Raw genomic sequence first — 6,000 nt, forward strand, 5'->3', positions numbered from 1 at the left:
CCGTCCTGCTTGCCGCAGACGCTGGGTCCTTGCAGCCGCAGACCTATCAACCTCCCTGTCATTCCGGGGCCGCGAAGCGGAGCCCGGAATCCAGAAACGCAGGTGGAGCAAGGTGTTGCATTGTCGGCGGTTCTGGATTCCGGGCTCGCCTGCGGCACCCGGAATGACGGGATTGGTGCTGAAACGACAGAGCTCGTCTCAAACTCATGGGAGGACAGGCTTTCCCCATGCCTCTGTCCCCCCTCCTTGCATCAAACCGCTGTCTCGCGGCGAGCGGAGGACTCAATCTGGCGGCCCTATACGTCTAGATCGAAGCGATTGATGGAATTGGCGGAACGCTCCGCGGACAGCCTGATCCAAACACCTTGAAAGGGCTGGGCCCTGTGGTGTTGCGTCTAGCCCCCATGCTCCGGTGGGACGCAAAGCCGCCGACGGGTTTGCTTGGCGAGTCGGGTTTTCTTCGTGCGCGCTCGCCAGCGTTAGCCTTGCAGCTGTGTCTCCGGGTCCGGGCCCGTGGAGTCGCGGAACACCAGGCGCGTGGGAAACAGCTTCTGCGCCAGGTCGTCCGCGGGACGTGTGCCCTCGACGATCTCCACCAGCGTCGAGAAGGCGAATCGGACCATCTCCAGCGTCGGAACCTCGATCGAGGTCAGGCTTGGGATCGTGTAGGCGCACTGGACGAAGTTGTCGAAGCCGACGACGCGGATGTCCTCGGGCACCCGGACCCCGTGATCGTGCAGCGCCTTCAAGACGCCGAACGCCACACGGTCGTTGGCGGCCACGATCGCGTCCGGCCGGGACTGGCGCTCCAGGAGGCCGAGCGTCACGCGGCGTCCGCTCTCTGAACTCCAATCGCATGGGATCACGAGGTCGTCGCGCAGCGGCAGCCCCGCCTCGGCGAGGGCCTCCTGGTAGCCTCTGAGCCGCTCGGTGACGGCGCGCAGCCGCCGTCCGTCGCGCTCACCCTTGAAGAAGCAGATCGACGTGCTCCCGGTCTGCGCGAGGTAGCGGACCATCTGGTACATCGCGTCGCGCTCGGCCCGCATCGCGTAGTGGGTGTCGGCGACGTCGAGGCCGAACACGAAGAACGGGAAACGCTTGGCCTGCAGCATCGCGATGAGCGGATCGTCCCGGCGGTCGGCGAAGACGACGATCCCGTCGACGCGAGCTTCGCTCACCAGGCTGCTGATCTTGCCCAGGCCCTCCGGGTCGTCGCTGCGCCAGCGGCGATGGATCAGCGTGTATCCGAACTGATCCGCCACATGCGCGAAGGTCTGCAGAACGATGCCCTGATAGGTCTCCTGCATCATCCCCGAGAGGTCGTCGTAGGGCTGGGCGCCCACGGAGAACACGCAGGCGATGCTGCGGCTCGGCTTCTTCCGGAGCGAGCGGGCCGCGAGGCTGGGGACGAAGTCCAGCTCCCGCATCGCGGCCTCGATGGTCTCCCGCGTCGTCCGGGCAACCTTCTCGGGATGGTTCAGGACCAGGGATACCGTCTGGAAGCTCACGCCGGCACGCCGCGCGACGTCCTTGATCGTCATTTGACCCATTATCACCTCAGCCCCGGCCCGTCCGGCAAGGCGGTACGCGCGCAGCAAGACCCAGGCCGTGCTGCGTTCGAGGCCGCGAAACGCCGCCTTGTCGGTGGACCAGTCTAAAGCTGGCGCGGACGAAGATAAAGACGCGGATTGAAGGCGAACATATCATCGAATAGGCATAGTTCCGGTGCGCCCAGCTCGAGGACAGGCATTGCCGCGGCAAGGGCATTGATCGAGTCGCGGCGCACGGCCCGATAGCGACTCGTCTCGATTTCGCTGAGCGGTTTGATTGCATAAGTCTGGGTGGTGTGAAACTTGTAAGTGTCGTGTCCGGGCTGGTGCAGCTTCAGCAGGTCGGAAAGCCGATCCCGCACGCCGCGAAGCTTCGTGGCCTCGGCCTCGTCGGCCGGCACCAGGTAGATTCCGGCCCCCGGACGCACGTCGACGTTGCCGTCGCCCTCCAGCACCTTCATCCGGAATCGCGGTTCGCAGCCGAGGTCGAAGGCTTCGAGTTTCTCGATGAAGAGCTGGTTGCACGCCTCCACGGACGCATCGAGGGGGAGATCGGCCGGCCAGAGACTCGGCTTCCGGTTGAAGTCGATCACGCCTTCGAACACCGTCATGTGGTAGCTCGACGGCGGCGTGAAGGTGAACTTGTGCGCGTAGGGCTCCGCCTCCAGGGCGGCGCGGAACGCCGCCAGGGGGGCGGTCGCCGGGTTCGACGGCTCGATATGGCAGATGATGGTGTTGCCGGGGCAGCGCAGAACCTGACCGTCGGGGGTGAACTTGGTGCCGATCCAGGGGAACGGCTTCGACCCGTCTGCGGCCGACGCTGCCAGGCTTCGAAGCCCGGCAAAGCTGCCGACCGCCGCCGCACCCGAGAGGTGAAGGACATGCCGGCGCGTCATGGTCAGGCTCCGACCGGTTTGAGAGAGATCGCGTTGGCTCATGGCTAGAAATCCAGGCTGAGGCTGGCGACGACCGAGAACGGCGCGCCGAGATAGAAAAACGGAGTCCCGGCCGAGCTGATCTGAACGCCGGTGCTGTTGCCGGGGTTGATGTACAGGTACTTACTGTTGAGGATATTGGTCAGGTTGAGCTTGAACTCGCCATCCTGCGCCCCCGGGATCGCGTCGAGGAAGGCCGTGCCCTTGAGCTTGTAGCCGAGGCCGAGATCGACCGTGGTGTAGCCCGGCAGGCGGATGTCGTTGGTCAGCGTAGCAAAGACCGAGCTGGTCCATTTCGCCCGGGCGAACCCGTAGAGCGGCCCGTCTTCGTACATGAGGGTCGCGTTGGTGATGTATTTCGGTGCGTTGAAGTACTGTTTGCCCTTGGTCGGGAGAGCCTTGCTGCCATCCTCGACCTTAATATCGCTGTCCAGCGTGTCGTCGTTGATCGCCTGCGAGACCAGCACGCTCCAGCCCTCGTAGGGCTTGGTGCCGAGCTCGATCTCGCCTCCGACCGCCGTGGTGCTGCCGATATTCGTGTACTTGCTGCTCAGCGTCGCATCGTTCTTGATCGTCACCGCGATCCGGTCGCTGTATTTGATCAGGAACGCGGTTGCGTTGACGTTCAATAGGTCGCCCTTGTAGCGATAACCGGTGTCGAAGCTGAGCGAGTTTTCAGCTTTCAGGTCGCGTATGGAGACCGTATTCTTGGTGTTGTCCACGAGGCGGCCGTCGGCGAAGTTCGGCGGGACGCGCGCACTCATCGACGCGTTGAAGAAAACCTGATTCTCCTCGTCGAGATCGTAGCGGACGCCGAATGATGGAAGGAAAAACGAATAGTTTCTTTTTACTTTGTAGTCTAGATAAGCATCCGTCAAATTGCTGTTCCCGGACGGTAGATTGTGGAACGTCCGGTCGTAGATCCGCTCCCGGCCAGACAGGTCGATATGCAGCCTGTCATCGAACAGGGCGATGCTGTCGGACAACGAGAGAGTGGTATTATAGTAATCCGTAACCCAGTCCCGACTCGTAAGGATGTGGCCCTTATTGTCCCTGATCAGATGCGACTGGAAAAAGATGTCGGCGATCGTGTTGGTCAGAGGATCAATCTGCTGGAACGGGTTCAACTGATGCTGGTGGGTGTATTCTGCCCAGAGGCCGCCGCTGATCGTGTGCTCGCCGAATCGCCCCGTCAGGGTCGCGGTGTTGCCGACCCGGTCGAATTCGTTCTGGCTCATCTGAACCAGCAGGGCGTTGGTGTTGGCGGTACCGTAGGCCGTGAACGCGCCGACTGGGCTCGAAAGGAATTTGTTGGTGTATCCGTTCTCCTTGAGAAGGACTTCGGTCGAACTGCCGGATAAGTGGTGGAGGAAATAGGGCGTCACTTGAAGATCGATCGTATCGGTCAGGGGGAACTTGCCGTCGATAGACACGAAGCCGTCTCGGCTCGGCTCCCATTGATAGTCGCCATAGCCAATATTGGCCGGCGTGTAGGGGAACGCCGGGTTGTTCGCGCTGAACGCGGCCTTCGAACCGCTCAGGATCGTCGGTGGTGTCGTCAGCCAGCCATTACGGTAGCCGTAAGCGGCGTACTGCGATTTTGTGATGTTTCGGATATAAGTGTTCTCGGAAAGATTGTAAAAAGATGTGACGGTGAGGCTGCTCCCGCCTTCGAGTTTCAGGTCGAGCCGTCCGTCGACATGGTGCCGATCGGCGGCGCCAGGACCGACGAAATAGTCGGATTGCGCGTGCGAGTACGAGATATAGCCTTTCAGCGCATCGTCGTACATGAGGCCGGTATTCGCGCGAATAAAGCTCTTGAAGTTGTTGTACGATCCGAACGACTGCGAGACCATGGTCTTCGGCGTGTCGGTCGGGACGCATTGCGACATCGAGACCTGACCGCCGACAGCGCCGTGCTGCGCGACGGCACCAGCGCTGGTCCCCTGATTGACGTCGATCGAGCACAGGTTCTCGGAATCCGTGTAGACCTGTGGCGTGACCGCGAAGGTGCCGGGATCGTTGAGCGGCACGCCGTTGAGCGAGAGGCCGATCTGCGTGCTGTCGAAGCCGCGAATCGAGTAGCCGCCGCCGAACAAGCCTGAGGCGTCGCGCGAGTAGGAATTGACGCCGACGACCTTGCCGATCTGCTGCGCGACGTTCTGGGTGCCCGGTTGGCGGGCGATGTCCTCCTGCCGCAGGGTCGTGGCTGCCGATGTCCCATTCTGCTCCGCCAGCAGCGGCGTGCCACGGTCGGCTCCCCCGGCCTGATTCGCCGCCGCCTCCACGGAAACCGTGCCGAGGTCGTTCATCTGCTGTGCGAGCGCTGGAATTTGGAGAGCCGCCAGAGCAACACTACTCAATAGAATCTGAATATGGAACGTTCTAATTTTTGTCATTGGAGATCCATGGCTTGTCAATTCTGAGGCTCAAGAAACCAACGTCGGCCCATCGCGTCCGAGCATGGCAAGTCAGTGATGGTATCCCAACGCCTATTAGAACGTTCCAATCAAAGCATGTCAAGCATGTCGGTTTTGCGACGCAATATGCGTCGCCTTAGATCATTCGAAATTAATTTTGTTATTAGATTTTTACTGATTTATATAGATTAAATTCTGCACAATCGTCATAAAATCCAGTGTATATGAGTCGTAATGTGATTTTCATATCATCACATACGATGGCTGCATTACGCTTCACAAGAGCCTATCGTCATCCACTCCGTATAGACATCGATACCTTCTGCCTATCTGATGTAAGACGGCGTGAAGCGAGGATTTGAGCAGAACCAAGCATCGTCGAAGTTTTAGTTTTGTGGCCCACGACCGGTGTTCGAGGCGTCGTCCGTGCTGCCGATCAGGATCAAGAACGCGCCCGTCTCGCAGGACCACGCCGTCCGAGACCGGCGTGCCGAGCGCCTCGATGCGGTGGACGTCGTCGCGGGTGGCGATCGGAGAAATCGGGCTCAGATCGACCACGTCCGAGCGCTTCGCCATCTCTTTGACGCTCGCGTCGGCGATGCAGCGGTCGCTCCGGCACGGGGCGACGGGGCTTGACGTACAGGCAACGCCTGCCCGCGATCAAGAACCGGGCCATCGGTGCGCCCATGATGCCGAGACCGAGGGATTTGACCTCCATTCCGGTCTTCTCCCGCATGCTCAGAGGCTATTGCGGAAGCGCACGGCGTCCGCAGGTCTTTCGGCGCGACGGCGGTCGGTGCCTCGCGCGAGACAGCATCGGGGCGCGATCAGCGGACGAGGCAGGGCCTCTTCGGATCGAAGGTCCAGCCGGGAACCAGAAACTGCATCGCCGCCGCGTCGTCCCGGGCGCCGAGGCCGTGATCGCGGTAGAGGGCGTGCGCCCGCTCGACACCCGACCAGTCGAGCTCGATCCCGAGGCCCGGCCGTTCCGGCACCTGCACGAGGCCGCCGCGGATCGCCAGCGGCTCCCGGGTCAGGGCCTCCCCGTCCTGCCAGATCCAGTGGGTGTCGATCGCCGTGACCTTGCCCGGGGCC

Annotated in this window: 3 protein-coding genes and 1 pseudogene; all 4 read right to left on the reverse strand. The window is 61.7% G+C overall.

Annotated features, from left to right (window positions below):
* Positions 1 to 479 precede the first annotated feature (479 nt).
* Positions 480 to 1,541 carry a LacI family DNA-binding transcriptional regulator gene (locus MKL20_RS16400; RefSeq protein WP_244037558.1) on the reverse strand — a complete coding sequence of 354 codons (1,062 nt, stop codon included), beginning with the start codon at positions 1,539 to 1,541 and terminating at the stop codon, positions 480 to 482.
* Between the two features lie 113 nt (positions 1,542 to 1,654).
* Entirely contained in the window at positions 1,655 to 2,488 is an 834-nt protein-coding gene (locus tag MKL20_RS16405; protein ID WP_244037559.1) for a DUF1868 domain-containing protein, read from the reverse strand.
* 2 nt (positions 2,489 to 2,490) lie between these two features.
* Positions 2,491 to 4,797, reverse strand: coding sequence for a TonB-dependent receptor (locus tag MKL20_RS16410; RefSeq protein WP_244037560.1), 2,307 nt, complete (start codon positions 4,795 to 4,797; stop codon positions 2,491 to 2,493).
* A gap of 935 nt (positions 4,798 to 5,732) precedes the next feature.
* A pseudogene (gudD, locus tag MKL20_RS16415) lies at positions 5,733 to 6,000 on the reverse strand (glucarate dehydratase); the annotation flags it as partial.

The organism is Methylobacterium sp. E-066 (genome assembly GCF_022829635.1).
In the GTDB taxonomy this organism is placed as follows: domain Bacteria; phylum Pseudomonadota; class Alphaproteobacteria; order Rhizobiales; family Beijerinckiaceae; genus Methylobacterium.

Coding starts and splice junctions, on each gene's coding strand:
- MKL20_RS16405 (WP_244037559.1), bottom strand. CDS start 2,488: ATGAGCCAACGCGATCTCTCTCAAACCGGTCGGAGCCTGACCATGACG.
- MKL20_RS16410 (WP_244037560.1), bottom strand. CDS start 4,797: ATGAACGACCTCGGCACGGTTTCCGTGGAGGCGGCGGCGAATCAGGCC.
- MKL20_RS16400 (WP_244037558.1), bottom strand. CDS start 1,541: ATGACGATCAAGGACGTCGCGCGGCGTGCCGGCGTGAGCTTCCAGACG.